At 39.8% G+C, this 21163-nt stretch carries 12 protein-coding genes; 4 read left to right on the top strand and 8 right to left on the bottom strand.

Annotation, left to right across the window (positions count from 1 at the left end; translation table 11 throughout):
- The first annotated feature begins 58 nt into the window (after positions 1-58).
- From B2W36_RS21090 to B2W36_RS21075, 4 genes are all read left to right on the top strand, one after another.
- Positions 59-727, top strand: coding sequence for a hypothetical protein (locus B2W36_RS21090; RefSeq protein WP_293889453.1), 669 nt, complete (start codon positions 59-61; stop codon positions 725-727).
- Between the two features lie 204 nt (positions 728-931).
- Positions 932-1531 (top strand): FKBP-type peptidyl-prolyl cis-trans isomerase, encoded by a 600-nt coding sequence (locus B2W36_RS21085; protein ID WP_293889452.1) that lies wholly within the window; start codon positions 932-934, stop codon positions 1529-1531.
- A gap of 725 nt (positions 1532-2256) precedes the next feature.
- Entirely contained in the window at positions 2257-3900 is a 1644-nt protein-coding gene (locus B2W36_RS21080) for an NAD+ synthase (RefSeq protein WP_209578257.1), read from the top strand.
- Between the two features lie 331 nt (positions 3901-4231).
- Complete coding sequence (locus tag B2W36_RS21075; RefSeq protein WP_209578256.1) at positions 4232-4804, top strand: DUF4136 domain-containing protein; 573 nt, start codon at positions 4232-4234, stop codon at positions 4802-4804.
- Positions 4805-4969: 165 nt separating this feature from the next.
- Here B2W36_RS21075 and B2W36_RS21070 read toward each other — a convergent pair whose 3' ends face one another.
- The 8 genes from B2W36_RS21070 to B2W36_RS21035 form a co-directional block, all read right to left on the bottom strand.
- Positions 4970-6007 (bottom strand): GntR family transcriptional regulator, encoded by a 1038-nt coding sequence (locus tag B2W36_RS21070; RefSeq protein ID WP_209578255.1) that lies wholly within the window; start codon positions 6005-6007, stop codon positions 4970-4972.
- Between the two features lie 210 nt (positions 6008-6217).
- Entirely contained in the window at positions 6218-7846 is a 1629-nt protein-coding gene (locus B2W36_RS21065) for a RagB/SusD family nutrient uptake outer membrane protein (protein WP_293882823.1), read from the bottom strand.
- 5 nt (positions 7847-7851) lie between these two features.
- Positions 7852-10968: a SusC/RagA family TonB-linked outer membrane protein gene (locus tag B2W36_RS21060; protein ID WP_293889451.1), complete on the bottom strand. Its 3117-nt coding sequence runs from the start codon at positions 10966-10968 to the stop codon at positions 7852-7854.
- A 4-nt stretch (positions 10969-10972) separates the two neighbouring features.
- Positions 10973-12538, bottom strand: a complete 1566-nt coding sequence (locus tag B2W36_RS21055; protein ID WP_293889450.1) for a fasciclin domain-containing protein — start codon at positions 12536-12538, stop codon at positions 10973-10975.
- Between the two features lie 30 nt (positions 12539-12568).
- On the bottom strand, positions 12569-14182 hold the full coding sequence (locus tag B2W36_RS21050) for a fasciclin domain-containing protein (RefSeq protein WP_293889449.1): 1614 nt from the start codon (positions 14180-14182) through the stop codon (positions 12569-12571).
- A 7-nt stretch (positions 14183-14189) separates the two neighbouring features.
- Positions 14190-15656, bottom strand: coding sequence for a RagB/SusD family nutrient uptake outer membrane protein (locus B2W36_RS21045; RefSeq protein ID WP_293889448.1), 1467 nt, complete (start codon positions 15654-15656; stop codon positions 14190-14192).
- Between the two features lie 12 nt (positions 15657-15668).
- The gene (locus B2W36_RS21040) at positions 15669-18908 is read right to left on the bottom strand and encodes a SusC/RagA family TonB-linked outer membrane protein (protein ID WP_293889447.1); all 3240 of its coding nucleotides are present in this window, start codon (positions 18906-18908) and stop codon (positions 15669-15671) included.
- A 44-nt stretch (positions 18909-18952) separates the two neighbouring features.
- Positions 18953-21151, bottom strand: a complete 2199-nt coding sequence (locus B2W36_RS21035; protein ID WP_293889446.1) for a fasciclin domain-containing protein — start codon at positions 21149-21151, stop codon at positions 18953-18955.
- Positions 21152-21163: the final 12 nt, after the last annotated feature.

Raw genomic sequence — 21163 nt, 5'->3', positions numbered from 1 at the left:
GCGAAGTTTGTCCAGCCTGCGTTTTGAGTTTTATAATTAATACACACTTTAAGAAATTATGAAAAATATCACAAAATTTTTAATGGCATTTTTGTGTCTTGGTATTCTTTTTACAGCTTGTAATAAAGATAACATTGACTATGATGAATTAAGAAGACAACAAGAAGAAGCCGCCAGACAAGAGAAAGCACGCAAAGAATCCCTATTGAAAATACAAGCTCCTCAATTGGAGCAATATGCTAAAATGAAATGGGGAGCAGATGCAAAATATTCCGATTCTACGGGTATTTGGTACAAAGTTGAATTTTCGCCCACTACTGAAACTCCTTATTCATATACAGGTACAAATGGATATTATGGTCCGGCTGCAAATTCTTGGTCGGCGACTTTTAACTTTAGGGGAGAATTAATGAGTGGGCAAGTCTTTGACAAAAATACGGATGGCATCCCTAAGGTTTATGATGATATCAGAACTGCTATTACGGTATATAATACTGCTTGGGTTCAAGCATTCATCCCTACGATCATAAATATTCAGGGGAAAGATGTAAGATTTGAGGGCTTATTACCTAAAGGCCTTCAGAAAGGAGATAAGATATCCTTTATTTCACCTTCCTACTACACTTTTGACCAAACAGAATACACAGGAAGCGAAAAGGTGACCGTTCCTAAAAATACACCTGTTGTATATACTATTGAACTGAAAGCAGTCGGTCCTGTCAAATAAGAAATATAAACCATATTCAGAAAAAGCCATTTTCTCAATGAGAATGGCTTTTTTTTTAGCAGATCTTAATACAGAAATGTAAATCACTGTATCAATTTGTTAATTATTTAGGCGTAAATATACAAAAAGAAAAAAATCACATACATTTGCTAGGCCAATTTCACAATGAAATGGCTACTTATTGAAAAACTAACAAATAATACCATGAAAAAATTGTTATCACCATTATTTTTAGGAATTACAGCAATCGCTTTCCTTATTATTAGCTGTGCCAAAAGTGATGATGCGCCGATTTACGATGCAGCTGCACAATTTAAAACAGACTCCGTCGCACTTAAAAATTATGTTAGCCAAAAGTATCCCGATGCCCAATACAATAGCGAGACAGGCATTTGGTATGAAATTTTGGCTGAAGGCACAGGAAATTATCAATATAAAATTGTGGATACCTTAAATGCTAAAGCCTTTAAAGTTAATCCAACTGTAAAATATACTGGTCGCTTATTAAATGGCAGTATTTTCGACCAAACTGAAACCGATAAAACGGCTAGCTTTGAGCTCCTTACCAATACCGGTTATGATTATCCTTTCGAGAGCACGCTTATACCAGCTTGGACATTCGCCTTTGCTCCTAAAAAAATAGGTGATGTAGATCTCGGAGGACTGACAGAGAAAGGGCTTCAAAAAGGTTCTAAAATTCATATCATGGCGCCTTCTAAATTCTGTTATGGAAACCGAGCGGTAGGGCCAATTCCTGCCAACTCACCCTTGGACTTCGTGATTGAAGTGGTAGACATTAAATAAAAATATTTTAACTAAATAAGTTCTCTTGTATACAATGGTGTTAGAATCTAAAAATCCTAACACCATTGTTAAAAGGTACAAGTTGGTTACAACTTGATCCCCATTTGCCACCGTTAAGAATTAAATCAGAAAAAATGGAAGTAACTGTGCGGATGTAACAAATAGATCTATTTTAAACACTCATAATCTAGTTGGGATGAAAATGAATTGGGAGCAAAAACCGCATGCGAAATATCTATAATAATAAAAGCTCGAAGTGGGGAACTCCGAGCTTTACCTAACCAATTATTAACCTAAATTATGAAAAGTTCTTTATATATTATTTTTAATATCTTTCGTTGCTTTTGATACATCAAAGGTACTATACATCTGCATTCATGTCAAGAAATTTAACAGCATTTAACGTTGTTAAAATTATGTTAAAACAATTTAGCATAATCTATACCCTTAAAGCTATTCATTCTTCCTATCCCGATTTGCTTATAGCAGATTGCTGCCTTAAGAAGCGGCCCTATTCGATGCAATTGCCCTAGCTTATTTTATATATACCTTAGAAATACCCCAGTATATTGCCACATCGGTAACACACAGGTTACAAACATCGATTTCTCTTGATTAACTTTCCTTTATTCCAATAAGAGCAAGCTTAGTATCAAAAAAAAGAAATAAATTTGTGAGAAGATCCTCCATAAGTAGGTATCTTATTTTTAGAAGATCAATAGCATATGAAAATAGCTTTAGCACAGTTAAATTACCATATCGGTAATTTTGAAGCAAATACTAAAAAGATAATTAGCGCCATCCATCAGGCCAAAGAAGCCGCTGCCGATCTTATTATCTTCGCCGAACTCGCAATTGGCGGATATCCCGCCAAGGACCTGTTAAGAAATAAGGCATTCAGACATCAATGTGATGAAGCTATTCATCAAATCGCTGCACAGTGCCATGATATTGCCTGTATCATCGGAGCACCCGTCAAAAACGGTGATCCTGAAGGTAAAGAACTCTATAATTCTGCTGTATTTATCGAACATGGAATCGTAAAGGATGTTGTTAAAAAAGGTCTTTTGCCTGATTATGATGTATTTGATGAATATCGCTATTTTGAACCTAGTAGAGTTTTCAACTGCATCGAACTGAACGGCGTAAAGATTGCCCTAACAATTTGCGAAGATCTGTGGGACGATGACGAGGGTGGCAATTCGTACGTTGGCGATCCCATGGCAGAACTGAGAAAAGAAAATCCAGACCTACTCATCAACATTGCGGCCTCTCCTTTTTCCTATACGCATTTTGAGGAACGCGTTAAAGTTCTTAGTCAGCAGGTCAAAAAGTCGGGCAGACCGCTGATTTATGTTAATCAAATTGGGGCTCACATGGATATTATATTTGATGGACGCTCCATTGCCTTGAATAATGAAGGTACAACGGTCGCTGAACTAAAAAGCTTTGAAGAGGATCTTCAATTTATAACCTATCATCAACAAAATATAATCTCCACCACAGCCGCTCCTAAGCACCCTAAATCTGAGATGGAGCTTGTGCACGATGCATTAATCCTGGGCCTTCGGGATTATTTTCAAAAATCTGGTTTTAGAAAGGCAGTTTTAGGCCTGTCGGGCGGACTGGATTCGGCCTTGGTTGCTGCTTTAGCCTGCGAGGCTCTCGGGGCCGATAATGTATTGGCCATACTGATGCCATCGGTTTATTCTTCCGACCATTCGATAAAAGATGCCATGGATCTGGTCAACAATACTGGCTGCAAACACCATATCATTCCCATCAAAGATATTGCTAATGCATACGAACATAGCTTGGCCCCTCTTTTTGAGAATCTACAACCCGATACGACTGAAGAAAATATACAGGCACGCGCCCGTGCTGTAATTTTGATGGCCGTTTCCAATAAGTTTGGTCATATCCTGCTCAATACGTCCAATAAAAGTGAAGCTGCTGTAGGATACGGTACGCTCTATGGTGATATGGCAGGTTCCATCTCTGTAATCGGTGATGTTTACAAATCCAAAGCCTATGATTTAGCACGCTATATTAATCGAGAACGGGAAATCATTCCAATCAATACCATTGAAAAAGCACCTTCCGCAGAACTTCGGCCAGATCAAAAAGATTCAGACTCCTTACCGGAATATGAACTATTGGATCAAATCCTCTTTGAACTCATCGAAAATGAGAAAGCAGGATCTGAGGTTGTAGCAATGGGCTTTGAACAATCGTTAGTAGAAAGGATATGTAAATTGGTTAATAATGCTGAATTCAAACGTTTTCAAGCTCCTCCTATCCTGCGGATCAGTCCAAAAGCATTTGGTCCTGGAAGACAGATTCCGCTAGTGGCAAAATATCCTTATTAATTTTACAATTACGATTAAACCATATTTATAGTTTTTTGTCTAAAGTAATAGGTTGTAAAATCAAAAAGGATAATAGCATCCCGGAGGATAAAGAAACAATTGCCATAAAGACCGTCAACTGTAATATTTTTACACTTGAAAGGTATACGATAAGGAATAAAAACAAATTAGTTAAATAAATATAAGTTCAATATAGGCCATGAACCATCATGAGTTGGCCGTTAAATACGGTGATAAAATACTCATGATAGATTCATCACAGTTAATAAACAAACCGAGTGAAACGAGCTCATTTACACCGATGAGATCACACTTATAAATAATTACTACGATGAAAAAGATTCTATTATTTTTGGTGCTTTGCGTTGCACTCGCATCATGTTCGTCTTATCAATACAATACCACACGGGTAGAAAAGATGGATTTTACGCCATTTAAGACGTATGCTTGGTTGCCTCCGGTCGACTCGTTATCAAAGTCTTATTTTGACAATGATATCGCTAAAACAAATATCCTGGACGCAGCAAATGCAGCTTTGGAAGCAAAAGGCCTTCAATATTCCAAAGATAACCCTGATTTGCTATTTCGATACATCACGATTGTCAATAATAAGAGTCGCTTGGTCTATGGTGGCGGCGGTTACTACGGCTGGGGTGGACCCTGGGGTTGGTATCGTCCATGGTTTTCACCATATTACTACGGTGGCGGCTATTACCCAGTTGCAAAAGAGCGCTATCGTTATGGTCATCTAATTATTGAAGCTATTGACCGCAAAACAAATGCAGTGATTTGGCAGGCACGCGGATCGGGAGATGTCGATAACCCAGAAAAAGCAATTAATAACATCAGCAAGGTTGCAAAAGGTGTTATTGAACTGTTTCCTGTGAAGACCTTAAAAAAATAAACGAAGTTTATATATAAAAGAAAAAGACTGGTNNACCAGTCTTTTTCTTTTATATACAACTACCTCTATTACAAAAAGACAGCTACTATCGGCATACATTTTGGACTGCGCATTCCTTATGTATATTCCCCCGCTATGCGAAGAACTCATTATTATATCTTGGTTCTAAATCGATGATCTAACTTTCAAATAAAATGGAACCTCAACACGGTCTTTGGATTTTTTAATAATCAATTCGGCCGCTAAACGTCCCATCATTTCAAAATCAGTCGATATGGTTGTGATACCATTGAGAATAAATTTCTTCAATGGTGTTTCATTATAGGAGATCACACCAACGTCAGTTCCGATGACCAATTTTTTCTGTATCACTTTGTTCAGCAGTTTTACAAGATCATCTTCGATAATGTTAATGTAACACGTTCCCTTCTCTACCTTCTCTTCATCGATATCAGAAACTAATTCGTGATCAAAAGCATATTGCTGACAAAATTTATAAAACCCTTTGATAATAGCCTTTGGAAAATCACTGTAGTCCGGAAAGACCAGTTTTAAGCTTTTGTATTTACTCAAAACTTCATTAGCTTCCTCCAGAGCGGAGTAAATATCCTGTTCATAGTTCTCATAAACCGCAGGAAAATCGCCAGGTACATCTTCGATAAACTTACCCAATAGCATTAGCTTTTCTGAAGGGATTTTCCGGATAATATCCGGGGCCTTATCCCTGCCTTCTTTAAAGTGTGGAAAAAGAACATAATGGTCATAAGTTTTCGTTAGACTCCCTAAAAGTGTATTTAAATACGATAGATCTGAATTATAAACAAACAAATCCAAATTCGCATAGTCACTTAATTCCTTTGCAAAGGAATCATACACAATTTTTTTATGCGCACTGAGTTTATTCAGAAAGATTGCAATCTTAAGTTTCGATTGTACATCTGTTTTATGCACATAATAGCCCTTACCGGGGTTCGAAGCAATAATCTCATTTTTCTTAAGGTATCGGTATGCTTTTTCAACCGTATCACGTGAGATTTCTAAATAGGCACTTAACTCATTAATGGAAGGCAACATATCATCCCGGACCAATATTTCGTTTTTTACGGCATCAATAATCGTATTCGCCAATTGCAAATACTTTGGAGTAGCAGAGAAATCACTAATTTCTAACGTTTTTAAAAATTGATTTACAGAATTGGTCATTGTTAGATTTTAAGAAATATAAAATTAACGATTTGTTCATAACTTTTTTAAAAAAACTTAAAAACTACGGTTTTCAAAATTCTTTTGCGATGCAGCCTATGAAAAAAAATCTATTGTCTTCGAATCGTATAAACATACCCTTATTTTAACAGTGAATTTTTTAGCAATTGAAATCGTTATATATTGAACCGCTTAAAATGTAAATGAAGTTTAATTTAACGGATATTGAACAAACCAATGATTTCTATCCAGCAAATATTGGCGAATCTGGTTCGTTTGGCCTACGGGGTACTTCTGCGCGACGATATCGGCTAAAATTGTAGGGTCGTTCCAACGATCGGCAATGCGCATCATCGCAAAATAAGCCTTTGCTTCGCCAGCACTTTCCATCAGGGTCTCTTCAACAACTAATTTATCTAATGCCTTCTTATAAGCATCAACTTTTTCTGTCGTTGATAAATCATCTCTGCTAACACCTTCTGGGTGCACCGGTGCGAGATTGACCCGACGTCTAATTCCCCAATTTCTGGCAAGGCTAACATTCATCGCCGCATTGTCAAAAGGATACTTTAAATTGCCTGCGTTTCGTGAAAGATACAACTCTACACCATCATTCAACAATGCCTCCGCCTGATCAAACATGCCCAAGTTATTGAGGGCTTCTATCATAAAAAAGTGTACATCAGCATCTCGGTATATGACAATATGGACATTATTTTTATAGATTTCCGAAGCGCTCTCCCGATCTCTCGAAAATTTGCGGATCACCCATGCTCCGTTCTGTAAAAAGTAGGTGTAATTCTCTCCCCGATATTGATCACCCAAGGTATGCCCATCATATCGAATTTGTTCCTGGTACCGACCCATGGCGGCAGCCGTCGGCTTTAAATAATATAAGGAAGGACTTTGATTCGAGAAAAACTGCATCAAGCGATTTGTCTGGTTTCGTTCAAAATCATAGGGTACAATATTCATCAATACTCTTGTCCGTGTTATTGGATCCCTCGTAAATACCTGAACCCACTCCCCATTATAATCGTCATTACTGACTTTAAACTTATTACTACCATTGTCATAGATAAAGCGAATACCGATATCGACCACTTTTGTATATTGTCTCGTCCACAGATACAGCTCCATTAATAATGGTTCAGGCGATGGACAAATCATATTCCAAGTGAGATCTTGCTGATTAGTAGCCACCCCTGGAAATAAAATATTGCCCCAGTTCGCGACATACTTTCCATCAACACCGTCCACACCTATTTCCATCAATGAGACCAGTTTAGGCAACAGTTCATTTAAAGAAATTACGGGAATGGAAGACAGATTGTCTAAATCGATCTTAGAATCATCGAAATAAGCTACCTTACCGTATAATTTCCCTAGCGTCAGATACGTCCATACTTTAAAACGAATTGTTCCAGATATCAATGCATTATAGTGCTCGTCCTCCAATGCTTTTGGGTTTGCTTTTCGATAAGACCTAATTTTTTCCAAATAAGCATTGGCATTTACAATAAGATCATAATAGGTGCGTGGGTTGGCAAAAGTATTGCCCTTTTTTTCCTTGTAGTTGTACAAATCCCACAAATCTTGGGGTGCATTGGCCGTAGGTTCAAGTAGATCGGTTCGTAAGTCACTTAAAAATACAGTTTGATCGGCCAGAGCCTGCATTTTTGCAGCAACTCCCATATAACCTGAATACAGTTCATTGGTTTCTTGACCATAATCTTTTTCCGTCAAAACATCGTTGGTATTCACTTCAAAATATTTGGAACAACTGGTAAGAACCAAGCACACGACGACTATGCTATAGTGTATATAATAACTTTTCATACTTTCTAGAGTTTAAAATTGACGCCTAATTTAAAGGTCCGTGGTAAAGGGATTTTGCCATAGTCTGCACCGGTATAAGCCATGCTATTGCTGTATGCCGTTACAGGATCCAGTCCCAAATATTTACTCCATGTAAATAAATTTTCAGCAACGATATACCATTCCGAATGCGCAAGAATTTTAAGTCGATGATTCCCAAAACGATAAGACAAAGACAAGTTCTCTAAACGCATATAAGAAGCATCTTCAATCCAGCGGCTAGAAAAGCGTGCGTTGTCCATGGGATCACCATACTGTACCTGTGGGATATCAGTTTGTTGGCCATCGGTCTGCCAACGGCGCAGTGCCGCAATGGATTGATTATTGTAACCTGCGAGATCCTCGAGACTTCTACGTACAGCATTATAAATCTTGTTGCCCTTGGTAAAACTCAAGAGACCCTGCAATTGAACCTTCTTATAACGTAAAGTGAAATATGCGCCCCCAAATAATTTCGGCAAACTACTTCCTAGATTGACCTGATCTTCGGCATCTATAATACCATCGTTATTCACGTCCTCAAAGAAAACATCGCCTGGAGCAAACATTCTATTCTTATAATCGTATAAATTCAATTGCTCGGCCTCTCTGGCGCTAGCAATAACGCCATTGGATTGATATCCATAAAAAGAAAAGGGTGCCTTATCCACCTGATGGATGCGAACAACATCATCTTCCTGCTGTAACAGTATTGGATTCACACTCAACAGCTTTTTTACGGTACTGTTTAATGTGGATAAATTACCGCCCAGTGTGAAGGACCAGTCTGTTTTGTCAACGAAAACAAAATTAGCATCCACTTCCAAACCACGATTGTTGATTTGACCCCCATTTAAAAATATCCTGTCGATTCCCGCTATGGGCGACACAGAAAAACTATTTAAAAGATGACTGGCACGGTTGTAATAATATCCCACGTTCATATTTAAACGTTGATTTAGCCCCGAAAAGATTAAATTACCCTGCATATTTTGGTTATCTTCCCATCTAATTTCATTGCTAGGAATGTTACCCACTACAATTCCAGCAAGTTGTCGATATAATTGGCTACTGTAGTACGATTGTCCAATCTTTGATGAAAAGCGGCTGTTACCGGTTTTTGCGTAACCAAATTTTAACACGAGGTTGTTTATCGATTCATTCTCCTTCAGAAAAGACATATTAGAGAGCAGAATTGATAAGTCCGCCGCCGGGAACAGTCCAAACCTTTTGGCATTTTCGCCTGTAACGGAGGTACCGTCAACGCTAAGACTGGCATCTAATTTCAATAAGCTGCGCCAGTTGTAACGGACGAAACCATACATGTTCATCCAATTCCAGTCTTCATCATATCCCCAAAATTTACGTCCTGCGTTACTGACATAATTCAGTGTACGGTAAAAATCGGAACTTGTATTCCTGCCCGCACCGGCATCATACTCCTGACTATTCAGCAGGCCCTGTATACCGATACCAGCATCCAATTGATCGCTGCCCAACTGCTTCGCATAACTTCCATAAAAATTCCATGAAATATTAGCAGACTGCCCAGCGCCCGATCGCGCCGTATTTAAAGCAATTCCATTCTCTAAGGGCAGAATGGTACCGCTAGACAATCCTGGTACAAAGGTTGTCTGCCGGCTATAATTTGTATAGTAACCCAGCAAAGCATTAAATTGAAGATCTTTAGTCGCTCTATAGCGCAAATTAGCTTGCGCAAAAACATCGTAGACATCCGATGTAAAATCGCCGGTTTGTAGAAGAGCTAAGGGATTAGAGACACCAAATTGTCTAACACCATCCAAATCAGTCAATAGGTTGTTGTCTTTATCTTTTGTATAGGGGCTAAGAATCGGCGCTCTATACATTGCGGCCAACATGGGATTGGTGGCTTTTAACATGCCTTGTTCCTGCATTCTTCCCGTGTTATAGGTCAATGCCATAATTGCATTCAAGTCGAATTTCTGTCCTAAAGCAATCGTTGAATTCAAACGCGTGCTGTATCGGGTGTTGTTTGTATTGTCCAATACGCCCTGTTGGTTCAACACGCCAAGCGAGAGATCATATTTTGCAACCGCATCGCCACCTTTGATTCTTAAATGATGATCGGTTACAAAAGCATTTCGATAAATCTGATCTTGCCAATCCGTTTTATTATTGTACAGGTAGTTATAATAATAATTCGGATCATCTTTCAGGAAAGGAAATTGCGCCAGCAGCTCGCCCATATCGTTGTAATTGGTCATCCCAACGGCACCGAGATAGCTCTTGTATTGACTATCATTCAGCACAGGCAGCGTTCTATACTGATGCGCTACTCCAAAATTACCTCGATACTCAATAACCGTTTCCATATCATCGGATGCAGAGGTTTCTAATTTGAGTACTCCATTTGAGCCTAACGAACCGTAACGTGCTGTTTCGGCTCCCTTCAAGAATTGAATACTTTTAATATCATGAAGGTTAAATGGGGCAAAGATACTTCTCGAGTATCCACCAATAATCGGAGAATTATCCATATCTGGTAAATACGGTACATTATCGACGACAATCAGCGGATTGCTATTTGCTTCAAACGAGCGCACTCCCCTAAAATTCAATGCAGCACCTTCTGAAGGCATTCCACCTTTGTTGGCCGTGCGTAACCCTACAATCTGGCCAGTTAGTACTTGTTCAGCGGTGGCTGCGCCCTTAGGATAGTGTTCCGTGGTCAACAACGTCGCATTAGCTGCAGAAAAAGACCCCGAAACTACATTTTCATAATGTTCTCGTCCCTCCGAAATCAACTTTATTTCAATTTGGTTACGCCCCAACACTTCAATACGTGATTCAAAGAATCCGGGACTCCAAATCCGAATAACTGGCGACTCATCTCGTATATTATCGAAAACAAATGTTCCATCCGATTTCGTCTTGGTGGTATGTGTTGAGTTCAAAATACTTACAATAGCCCCCTCTACGGGAGTTTTATCGTACGATTTCACGACCTTTCCCTGAATATTTTGCTGGGCATAACTATGCATGCAGAATAATGAGAATGACAAAGCCATTGACAACTTCCACACATGTTTATTTTTCTTATACATGAGATCTGTAAAATTCATTTGGTTAATAATTATTTACTGTTGGAATCAACGCCCAGTGGTAAGGCTCAATATTTTCTACAGTTCCCTTTCCTAAGCCGGCAAATTCAACTTTAATTTTAAAGGACCGGATTTTATCGCCCTCGATCACTACAGGTCCGACCAGTCCTCCCCAACCATTATACTTGGTTCCAGCTACGGTATTTGTCGCGCGATCATAGTTCCACGGCGTCGACGGTTCCACATTTAAAGACTTTGCCACTAACTTATCGTCTACGTAGATATTCACAAATGGATGGTTTTTGGCCAAAAATCCCATATACAGATTATATTCTCCTGGTGGAACTTCCACGACTTTATAACCTGTTGAACCATCTGGCTTCCGCTCTAACATAATCGGAGTAAAATTGATTGATGCAGGCTTATTGTCAGCTATATCTCCCCGTATGAGAAGGGTTCGGTAGGTAAGCTCGATCCCCAATGTAGGAAAACTTACCTTATCCCTGTCCTTTGGTTCTATAGCGGTCACATTGGCGAGGCCAAACAGGTTTGCCTTTTCATTTTCCGGTACATATTCATAATAATGAAACAACTGCTTTATCATTTGAATATGGACATTATTGGGAATTTTTAATTTGGTCACGTTAAAGATTCTACCGTTACTCATGCGTTTATATTGCGGATCTACCAGTTGTATACCTGGCTTCCATAAGCGATTAAAGGCGGATGTCAGATCCTTTGTGCCATAGTCAGTTATAATTTCATTATAAAAAATAGCCTCTTTGATCCATGTATAGGCGATTAAGGAGTCTTCTCTCAAAAACTTCTTTCCAAATTGATTATAGAGACGCTGTAAATCATCAAAACAATTTTTAATAACCTGATTAGTAGGAAGGAACATCGTAACATTTGCAAACTCAGAGCGGATGTTCGCCTTTTCAAATATTGGATTTGTAATGGTAAATACGGAGTCGTATAACGTGTTCCCAGTTGGATCTACCCCTATGGGAACACTATTTGACAAATCAAAAATCGTATCATTCATGGCGAGAACGCTATCTCGAATGATCGAATAGTCATTCCCCAGACCACGGAGATAATCATAAATGCTAACGTCCGGCTTCAGCAACAGATCAATTTCATGCACCACCCCGTTTTTACAAAATTGATTGGCCTTAATCAGTTTGGCGTCACCAACATATGCCTGATTATCCTTACGTGAAACCATCAGATACTTCCCATTTAAAGTAATTAATTTTAAACCATCTTTAAGTTTTCCACTGTCATATTTGAGGTTATTAATATGATACTTTAAGATCGAGATTTTATCTTCTGTGGATGATTCAAAGGCTGCCATCTGATCATTAGGTACCGCCCATATGGTTAATTCTTGATCGCGGGTCAGCTCCTCAGCAATCCCATACTCTTCCAGTTTTGAGACAAATAGGCTGTATTGTGGTTGAGTTTTAAGATAAGCTAACAAATCTAATTGGGATATGGATCCTTGTTCCTCGTAGTGCTCATTCCAATTCTTTTTACATCCTGTTACTGCAACAAGCATGAACAGGAGAATTCCTACAACGTTTTTCATGTGTGTATAATTAGATCTCATTTATTTGGGTCAATTAATCGGGTCGAACTGGATGTAATCTAACGTCAGCAACTTACCATCCAGTGATAGTATGCGGAGGGTATGGTCTGTTGTTTCCCTAAATTCCACGGTTCCTAAATCCTGCGTCATCATTTTGTCGGAGCTGGTATTGGACATCACCAACCGGGGATACAGCATTTCATTATCCAATACAAAGGCACAAATTCCTGTATTTGAAGTATATTTAGTACTAGGCCACGTCAATTTGACTTTGTATTTTCCCTTTACAATAGTGGGGCTTCGCATCTGAATCCATCCCGATTCGCCCAATTCTACACGTAAATGATCGTAATTCAGCGGACCCGTATACCAAATACCGTCCGCACTCCTGTTGTTACGATAAATCAATACATTTGACTTGGTCTCTGGTTGCGCCCGCCATGTAATACTCGTCAGCTCGTTGGCCACAAAGATTTTATTGTATTGCGCTCCAAGGCTCGGGTTTCTGTATTGGGTAACATTGGCGGCAATATCTGGGTAGTCTGTAAACTCCCAAATAACCTTGACCTGCTCTGGAACGAAAATTGGCATCCAATGGCTAATATCGTGCAATACACCATTTTTGCAGGGGATATTGATTTCATTAAAATGAATAGCACTGCCGACACGTTCATCGGTATTAATAACCAAACCTTCTCCTCCTTCGCTAATTTTTATCAATTCGTATTGGGCCATGGTTTCCAAATTCATTTTTGTCGCGCCAGCGGGGAATTTACCTAAATCGGCAAAAGAGCGCTGCTGCGCCAATAGGTGGTAAGCCATGTAACGGTTAGCAAGATTGCTTGTCGATTTCAGGTCTGATCCTGATGCGCCCAGTTTATTCAATAGCTCTGCTAGCGTATGAATGCCTTCTTTCAGGTAAACAGCATCACTTACCGCAAATGCCGTATATTTGAATCGCTGTTGGATTGGATTTCCATCCGGGTCTGTGCCTACTGTGTAGACGGTATTTAATCGCTCGTCGTATCCGGTTGCCACGGCCAGATCATGAAATATGCTATATTTTTGATCCTTCAATCGATCCAATATAGTCGCTGTAAGAGGTTCCAAAACATCGTCTACGCTATGGATAATTCCATTAGTTACCTTAATATCGAAAGCATTAAATCGCGATAGCCCATTCAAATAGATCTGATCCAATCCACCATCTTTGAACTCCACAAAAAGATTATCATCGGTAGCATTTAAATCTGAGATTGCCCCACTTTGAAACTGACCGAGGTCAATTGAAACATTTGGAACAAGATGATAACGCACCAAATAGTTAGCATCGTCTTTTGTCATCTGATCAACCGAAGTCAGATTCACTTTTTTGAGATATCGTTCGACACCATCGTTGACTGGAGCAAAGAGCGTGTATATGGTATTAATATTCAATGTATTGTACAAATCTGCTTTCTCGAGGATTTTGACCCATAGATCATATTTTTCGGGCTGATTTTTAAGGTATGAAGCCATGGGTAAATCTTCATACGCTGAATAGGTATTATTTTCGAAATCATCTTTACAGGAGGAGAGTAGGATTGAAAATAATCCAATAAAAAGCAGCACAAGGTTAGAAAGAGGAATAAGATTCTTTTTCATTTTTGCATTAATTTAGGTTTTCATAATACGGGTTCTGCACAAGCAATTTATTATACTTCAATTCATCGGCATGTATTGGCAAATAGTGCGCATTCTCATTGAGCAATAGGGATCTAATCACAGGTGTTGAGGCTCCTGATACGCCGAGTAATACTTGTTCGATCAAATATTCTTTATATTTATATTGATCTCGTTGCGCCACACGTAGTAGATCAAACCAACGTTTTCCTTCTCCCACAAACTCCCGTGCACGCTCATCCATTAATGCTTTCAATATATCCAATTCGGTACTCCCTGCTTCGAGCGGGCGGGAAATTGAGGCCCTTGACCGAATCGTAGTGATCAATTCTACCGCTTGTGGGTAGTAACTTTCTCCTTTCATAATCAATGCTTCGGCCTTCATCAGGTAAATATCCGCCACCCGATAAATGATCCAATTTTGATCACTATAGGGTCTAGGAATCGTTGTATTTCCTTCTGCCCCTAAATATTTCCAAAGCTTGTAGGCAACCGTTTCGTAGGATGCCCCTGCGCCGCGGATATCTTCGGCATTTTCTGTAAATAGCGACACACAATAGTTGGATATGATCCAATTATAGTTGGAGCCATATATTTCCATCAATTTATTTGTTTGATTCTTGGTATAATCAAATTGGATTTCAAAAATCCCCTCGTTGGAATTTCCGGGATTAAAAATACTGAACCAATTATTCTTATTATTGACTGTTCCCTGCAAGAGCCCGTACTTTCCTGACTGCAATATGGCATTACAGGCGATTATCGCCTCATCATATTTTCCCAGCCAGAGGTAGACATCGGCCAGCAGCGCTTGTATAGCCCATTTTGTGGAACGCCCTTTGGTTTCCCAAACCGTTGGCCAGATCTCCTTACCGTTGTTTGACGCAACCGTCAGATCCTGCACAATCTGATCAAAGAGCTGAGCTTTGGACGATTTTGACAATTCGTATGCTTGCTGATCGTCCATATAGGGTTCTAGGATCAATGGTGCCTCGCCAAAACTCCTAACGATGTAGAAATAACTGAGTGCTCGCAAAAAATAAGCCTCCGATAAAAAAGATGCCATAGTCGCTTGATTAAACGCTGGATCTTTTTCAACAACAGCAGGAGCATACTTTATCACCATATTAGCATAATTGATAATCTGATAAAATTCACCCCATTTTGCATAATTGTTTGTCGGCAAAAGCGAGAAACTTTTTAACCTTAAAAGATCGACATCAAAATACCCGCCTAAGCTCAGTGTATTTCCCCGGCCTTCGCCCCATACTAACATTGTTTTAACAGCACCTTGTAATTTTACGTAGGCCGCACCTAATACAGCTTCCACTTCAGCTTTATTGGTCCAGTAAGCATCACTGACCTGTTCATTCTGTGGTTTGAGATCAAGCCATTTCTGACAAGATGCCGCTGGCAACAATAGACACAGCATCATTAATTTATAACATATTTTCATCACTTCCTTTTTTTAAAAGTTTACATTTACCCCCAAAGCAAAGCGTCTTGGACGTGGCGTACTTGCATTATCCTGGCTCAGCATATAAATATTACTTGAGAGGGAGACTTCTGGATCTTGACCAGAATAATCAGTCCACGTAAAGACATCCTGAACGGTCATAAATATTTCACAGCGGGTCAATCCCCATCTTTCGATTACTTTTTTAGGAAGTGCATATTTGAGAGAGATCATTTTTAACCTAACAAAAGATGCATCCTCCACAAAGCGGTCTGACCCTAAGTAATTGTAACCTTCACCATATAGCGCCCGTGGTATATCTGTAACATCTCCCTCTTGGCGCCACCTTCCAAGTACAGCGGTACTTTGGTTCGCTGTACCATACATATTCTCCGTATTGATCCGTACCTGATTGACTACTTTTTGGCCAAATCTACCGTGCAAAAAAGTACTTAGCGCAAAAGCTTTGTAACGCAGGTTTATCCCGCCCCCCATTGTAAATAAGGGCATTGCATTTCCTAAATAAACAATGTCATATTGATTAATCACACCATTCCCGTCGATATCCTGATATTTGGCATCGCCGGCAAATACCCGCCTGTTGCCATTTACCATATAGACAGGTTGCCCCTGTAGGTCGTACATTATTTTTCCGTCCAGGTCTTTGGCATAGGTGTCTTGTTCGTTCTGATATACACCGAGATAATGGTAGCCGTAAAATGAGCCTACTGGATTGCCTTCGATAATTTTATGCGCATATTTGCCATTACCGAAGTTGTAGTTCTCAAATTGCATGTTATCGGGTAGTACAATAACTTCATTTCTATTACGTGACACATTCAGATTAACAGAGAGACCAAAATCCTTGGAGCGGATTGCCTCAGCATTGAAAATCAATTCCCAGCCTTTATTGGCTAATTTGCCAGAATTGTAGTACCGCATTTTACCAAAACCAGTGGATGAAGGTAATGTCACGTCCTTTTGTAGGAGGTCTGTGGTAACCCGATTATATAGCTCACCCGTAAATTGAAGTCTATTTTTAAAGAAAGAGAGATCGACACCAAAATCAGTTTGGGTTATCGTCTCCCATTTAAGATTATCCAATTGAATGGATACTGGTCCCACAGCAGGCATATCAATATAACCTGGCGTGAGCGGCTGAAACGTGCCCAAATAGGTGAAAGCGCCCGAAGGGGCATTTCCACTTTTCCCCCAGCTAAAGCGAAGTTTCGCCGTACTGATAAGGTCTAATTTTTTAATAAATTCTTCGTCCCCGAGATGCCAGGCAGCGCCAATTGAAGGAAACCCTTTCCAGCGATGTTGTGCCGAGAGACTGGAGTTGGCCTCCCAACGGTATGTACCACTGACGATATAACGATCCTTATATGCGTAATGCAAACTGGAAATCGCACCGATATTCCGTGTTTTAGAATTTCCCGACCCCATATTCACGACGGCGCCGCCGGCGGTTGGATCACTTAAAGATGATGATGCGTTGCCTGATGTCTCACTGGCATAGCTAAACTTTCGTGCTTCATTTGTCTGCAATAAGCCCGTAGCAACAATGCTATGCTCTTTTATCTTTTTATTGAATATAAATTTATTCTCGGTGTTTAGGTATAACTCATCTGACAGCATATCCGATCCCCTATTGAAGAACGGATCGGTCCAGATAACTCCGGTAACAGCCTGCGGCAAATATTTTCGATTTTTCGTTGACCTGGTATCAAATCCAACTGTACCAATATATTGAAGCGCTGGAATAATAGTATAGATCCCTCGAAAGACGACCCTTGCTTGCTCGCCGACAGTATTATTGATTGATTCATTCACCATCGCTACTGGATTGAACATTTGGTTCTCCCCAAATGAACCCTGAAAGTTAATCCGTGGTGTAAAATATTGATCTGTATATTGGCCATCCTCCCCGATGACATAAGGACTCATATTGGGCATTTTGGTCATGGCCATACCTCTTGGTGTACTGATATCCTCACCCGTCCAAAAATTCTTCCGATCACTAATGGAATAGGACATATCGGCATTAACATTAAACTTGTTAGAGAATTTATAATTGAGACTCAACAGTGAATTATAGCGATTCAGTTTGGTTCCTTTTGTCGTTCCAACATCATTTAAAAACCCTAGTGACAGCCTGTAGGTGGCTTTATCTCCTCCGCCACTAATCGAAAGAGAATTATCTTCGAAATGTCCCACTTGGGTCACTTGTTCAAGCCAGTTGGTATTTTGATTATACTCATTAAAATAGACCCATGATGGATCATATTTAATTTCGTTCGTATTATAGAGTAAATTGAGGTATGGTAACGCGGAAGTATAGCCCAGATCATTCACTGAATTCCAAATGGCATCCTGTACCAGTGCGACATATTGTCCTCCATTTAACATGGGGATTGTTTCTGCTTCGCGCTTAACATCCAATTTGCTGGACAATGCAAATTGGGTTTTACCCTTACGTCCTTTTTTCGTGGTAAAGAGTAAAACGCCGTTTGCGCCTTTAGAGCCCCAAATCGCTGTAGCCGCGGCGTCTTTTAACACTTCAATGGATTCAATATCGTTAGGAGATATATTCACTAGGCCACCAAAATCTTCGTCGTTAGCGGTGGAAAAATTAAAGTCGCTACCTATGGAGGTAGGATAAGGAACACCATCAACAACGATTAAGGGTTCTGAATTACCATTCAACGAGGATGTCCCTCTAATCCGGATAGAGCTTCTTGCACCGGGGTCTGCGCTAGACACGATATCCACATTCGCCAGCCGACCTTGTAGCCCACTTTCAATAGAAGCAAAAGGCAGTGCTTCCAACTCTTTCATGTCAAAGCGTTCTGTCGCCGAAACCTGATTGCGGTAGTTAATTCCCATGCTATTCTTTGTATTGGCCTTCTCTCCTGTAACGACAACCTCGTCAATCATACGATCGTCTTTAACGAGCTTGATGATTACAGTGCTCTGCCCGTTAAATGGAATTTTTGTGGTCTTATAACCTATACAGGCAGCGACAATAGTTAGTCCTTCACCGGCGGGAACTCCAATGGTGAATTGACCTAAATTGTCTGTTGAAGCGCCCATCAAACTCCGATTATCTTTGTTTTCGATATAGACGGAAGCCGCTGCCAAAGGCGCGTTTGGTCCGCTTTGGACAGTACCGGTCAAGACTTTTGCACGCTGCCCATAAGCAGGCAGTACAAAAGCAATCCAGGTAATGATTAAAAATATATTTAGCTTCATGAATTTTAGTTTATGGTAATGAATCAACGCGAATGAAACCATGCCTATGGCTTTAAAAGTTTGTTGATATGATAGACAGCTCCATCATTAAATACTTGTGGCAGATAGTCTACGATTGAAATGTGCGTCCCATCTGAATCTTCCAAACTCAGTCCCGTCCCGTAATCCATTAGGGTAATTTGCCGATAAAGGTTATACCCTGTTCTTCGTGTGGTATTCCAGGTTCCCTGAACACCGAAACCGGGGAAAGGATAATCGCCAATAGAATTGTCGGATACGGAAACAAAATAAGATTTAAGATATTCTGCCAAGGCTGTCTTCTCTGTTGGAATCAGGCCAGCAGCTAGGCCCGACAAAACTGTGGCATTATCCGGGGCGAACAGAATAAAACGATTGCCAAAAAGAAAGGACAGCGAGCTGCCTGCATCTATCATCCCTGCTTTAGCCAATAACTTCGAAAATTCGGCATATTTATTTAGCGGATTGCTACTTGTTTCAGCACCAATCAGTGTAAACTTAATAGTCCGCGTTTCACCCAGTACCGTTTGCGCTACTTCATAACTTTTCCCATTATACCAATTGCCTGCAAGTGGCAACACAGACACAGGCTCGTTGCTATTGTATGTCGCTGTTGAATATAAGTTGCCATTTTTCGTGAAGATATAGTTGTATGGATTCCGGGTGCGGTAAACTTTGGCAGCAGATAAACTTGTGATATCATCATATACAATATGGTCCGAAACAAAAAGTTCCTGTTGCCGTTGCGACATTGCCACCTTAACACCGTCGTTATTTTGAATTTGGACTTCTTCGTCTCCAAATACAAAGGGGTTACCTTCATTCCAGAAGATATAACTATCGCCATAAAGCGTACTGAGTATTTCTTCATCAGAAGGAATCAACAGTGTGTAACGTATATCTTTGCTCGTGAGTGTTTTGAACATACCCGAGTTATGGAGCATGTACATGAAAATTTTGTATTTTGGATTGACTAACACGGGGCCAGTCACACTATTAAAAGCTTCCGGAATTAACACTTTATTTAACCCATAGAATGTTCCATTAGAGGCAATCGCTTTATCTCCTACATCCGACTGAGTATTGAAAACAATAGGAATTCCATCGACTGTTTTGATATCGGGATTCTTACCGATCTCAGCAGGAAAGACTATATTTCCAGCGTATACGTGGTTACGTAGCATCATTGCCAAAGGCAACATATCTACCTCCTTCATCGACGGATAATATGATTTAAAATATTGATTAAAGAAAGTCGACAATGCTTGGTTATTGGGCGCAAATACATTAAACGCTTTATAGGAAAGATCGCCAAGATTGGCATAGTCTGGAGTACCTGACTCACCATTATATGACCATTCCGAAGCAATCGCAGGTAAAGCACCATGGTGAACTAAAAATAAGGACTCTCCTGCAGCTGCATAATTCATACTCGCCTGTTCATCATACGTGTAAGTTCGAAAACGGTCGTAAACAGCCAAGAAATCCTTGTAGGCTGTACTATGATCCAATCGTTCATAAACAGTAGGTAAGGGCGCAATTACCTGATCGATCACATACACATAACCATTATCTGCAGGAATATCATATTCCGTAACTCCTGCATTCGAGACATTAAAACCAGTTGTTCCTGACCAGCTATCTGCTCCAAAAAAATATTCATAATTCTGCTTTGCATCAATTCCTTTAGTTTGAAAATGGGTCGCAGAAAGAACTGGAACAAACCTGTCTTTATGATATACTTTTTTGACAATTCCATCGGTTACATCCATTTCTTCACTGATGGAATCTTGACTTCTGCTGCGGTGTTTGTAATACAGTCCTGCAAAAGCTGGTTGCAGATTTTGACTCCCCTGCGGTTGATAATTCATCAGTCTATTTTTATCGTACGAATAATAGATCAGATGGTAACCGATCATTTTTTTTAGTTCGTGGATTGGGATTTGATCTATCGAGGCTAGGTTTCTATCCTTCAGATAGCTTAAAAATACAGGGTCGCTGGGCGCAAAGACAGATACAATTGTTTTGCCATTCAATATTTCTTTAAAACCAGCACGTTCAACCGCTTTTAAAAAAATGGTAAATTCTTTGCGATTGTCCAAAACCTCCCACACATTGCCTTTCAGCCAATCTGGTCTCTCATAGTGCGATACAAGTTCCTTTTTGGAGCAGGAATATGTACAGGCTAAAAAGACACTAATAACATAGATGAATAGTCTTTTCATAAAAATTAAATG

This window comes from Sphingobacterium sp. UBA3549, from assembly GCF_002376635.1.
Taxonomy (GTDB): Bacteria; Bacteroidota; Bacteroidia; order Sphingobacteriales; family Sphingobacteriaceae; genus Sphingobacterium.
Note: the sequence above shows the minus strand (reverse complement) of the source record. Positions and strands in the feature narration are given on the sequence as shown.

Coding starts and splice junctions, on each gene's coding strand:
- B2W36_RS21090 (WP_293889453.1), top strand. CDS start 59: ATGAAAAATATCACAAAATTTTTAATGGCATTTTTGTGTCTTGGTATT.
- B2W36_RS21045 (WP_293889448.1), bottom strand. CDS start 15,656: ATGAAAATATGTTATAAATTAATGATGCTGTGTCTATTGTTGCCAGCG.
- B2W36_RS21085 (WP_293889452.1), top strand. CDS start 932: ATGAAAAAATTGTTATCACCATTATTTTTAGGAATTACAGCAATCGCT.
- B2W36_RS21065 (WP_293882823.1), bottom strand. CDS start 7,846: ATGAAAAGTTATTATATACACTATAGCATAGTCGTCGTGTGCTTGGTT.
- B2W36_RS21070 (WP_209578255.1), bottom strand. CDS start 6,007: ATGACCAATTCTGTAAATCAATTTTTAAAAACGTTAGAAATTAGTGAT.
- B2W36_RS21060 (WP_293889451.1), bottom strand. CDS start 10,968: ATGAATTTTACAGATCTCATGTATAAGAAAAATAAACATGTGTGGAAG.
- B2W36_RS21080 (WP_209578257.1), top strand. CDS start 2,257: ATGAAAATAGCTTTAGCACAGTTAAATTACCATATCGGTAATTTTGAA.
- B2W36_RS21035 (WP_293889446.1), bottom strand. CDS start 21,151: ATGAAAAGACTATTCATCTATGTTATTAGTGTCTTTTTAGCCTGTACA.
- B2W36_RS21050 (WP_293889449.1), bottom strand. CDS start 14,182: ATGAAAAAGAATCTTATTCCTCTTTCTAACCTTGTGCTGCTTTTTATT.
- B2W36_RS21055 (WP_293889450.1), bottom strand. CDS start 12,538: ATGAAAAACGTTGTAGGAATTCTCCTGTTCATGCTTGTTGCAGTAACA.
- B2W36_RS21075 (WP_209578256.1), top strand. CDS start 4,232: ATGAAAAAGATTCTATTATTTTTGGTGCTTTGCGTTGCACTCGCATCA.
- B2W36_RS21040 (WP_293889447.1), bottom strand. CDS start 18,908: ATGAAGCTAAATATATTTTTAATCATTACCTGGATTGCTTTTGTACTG.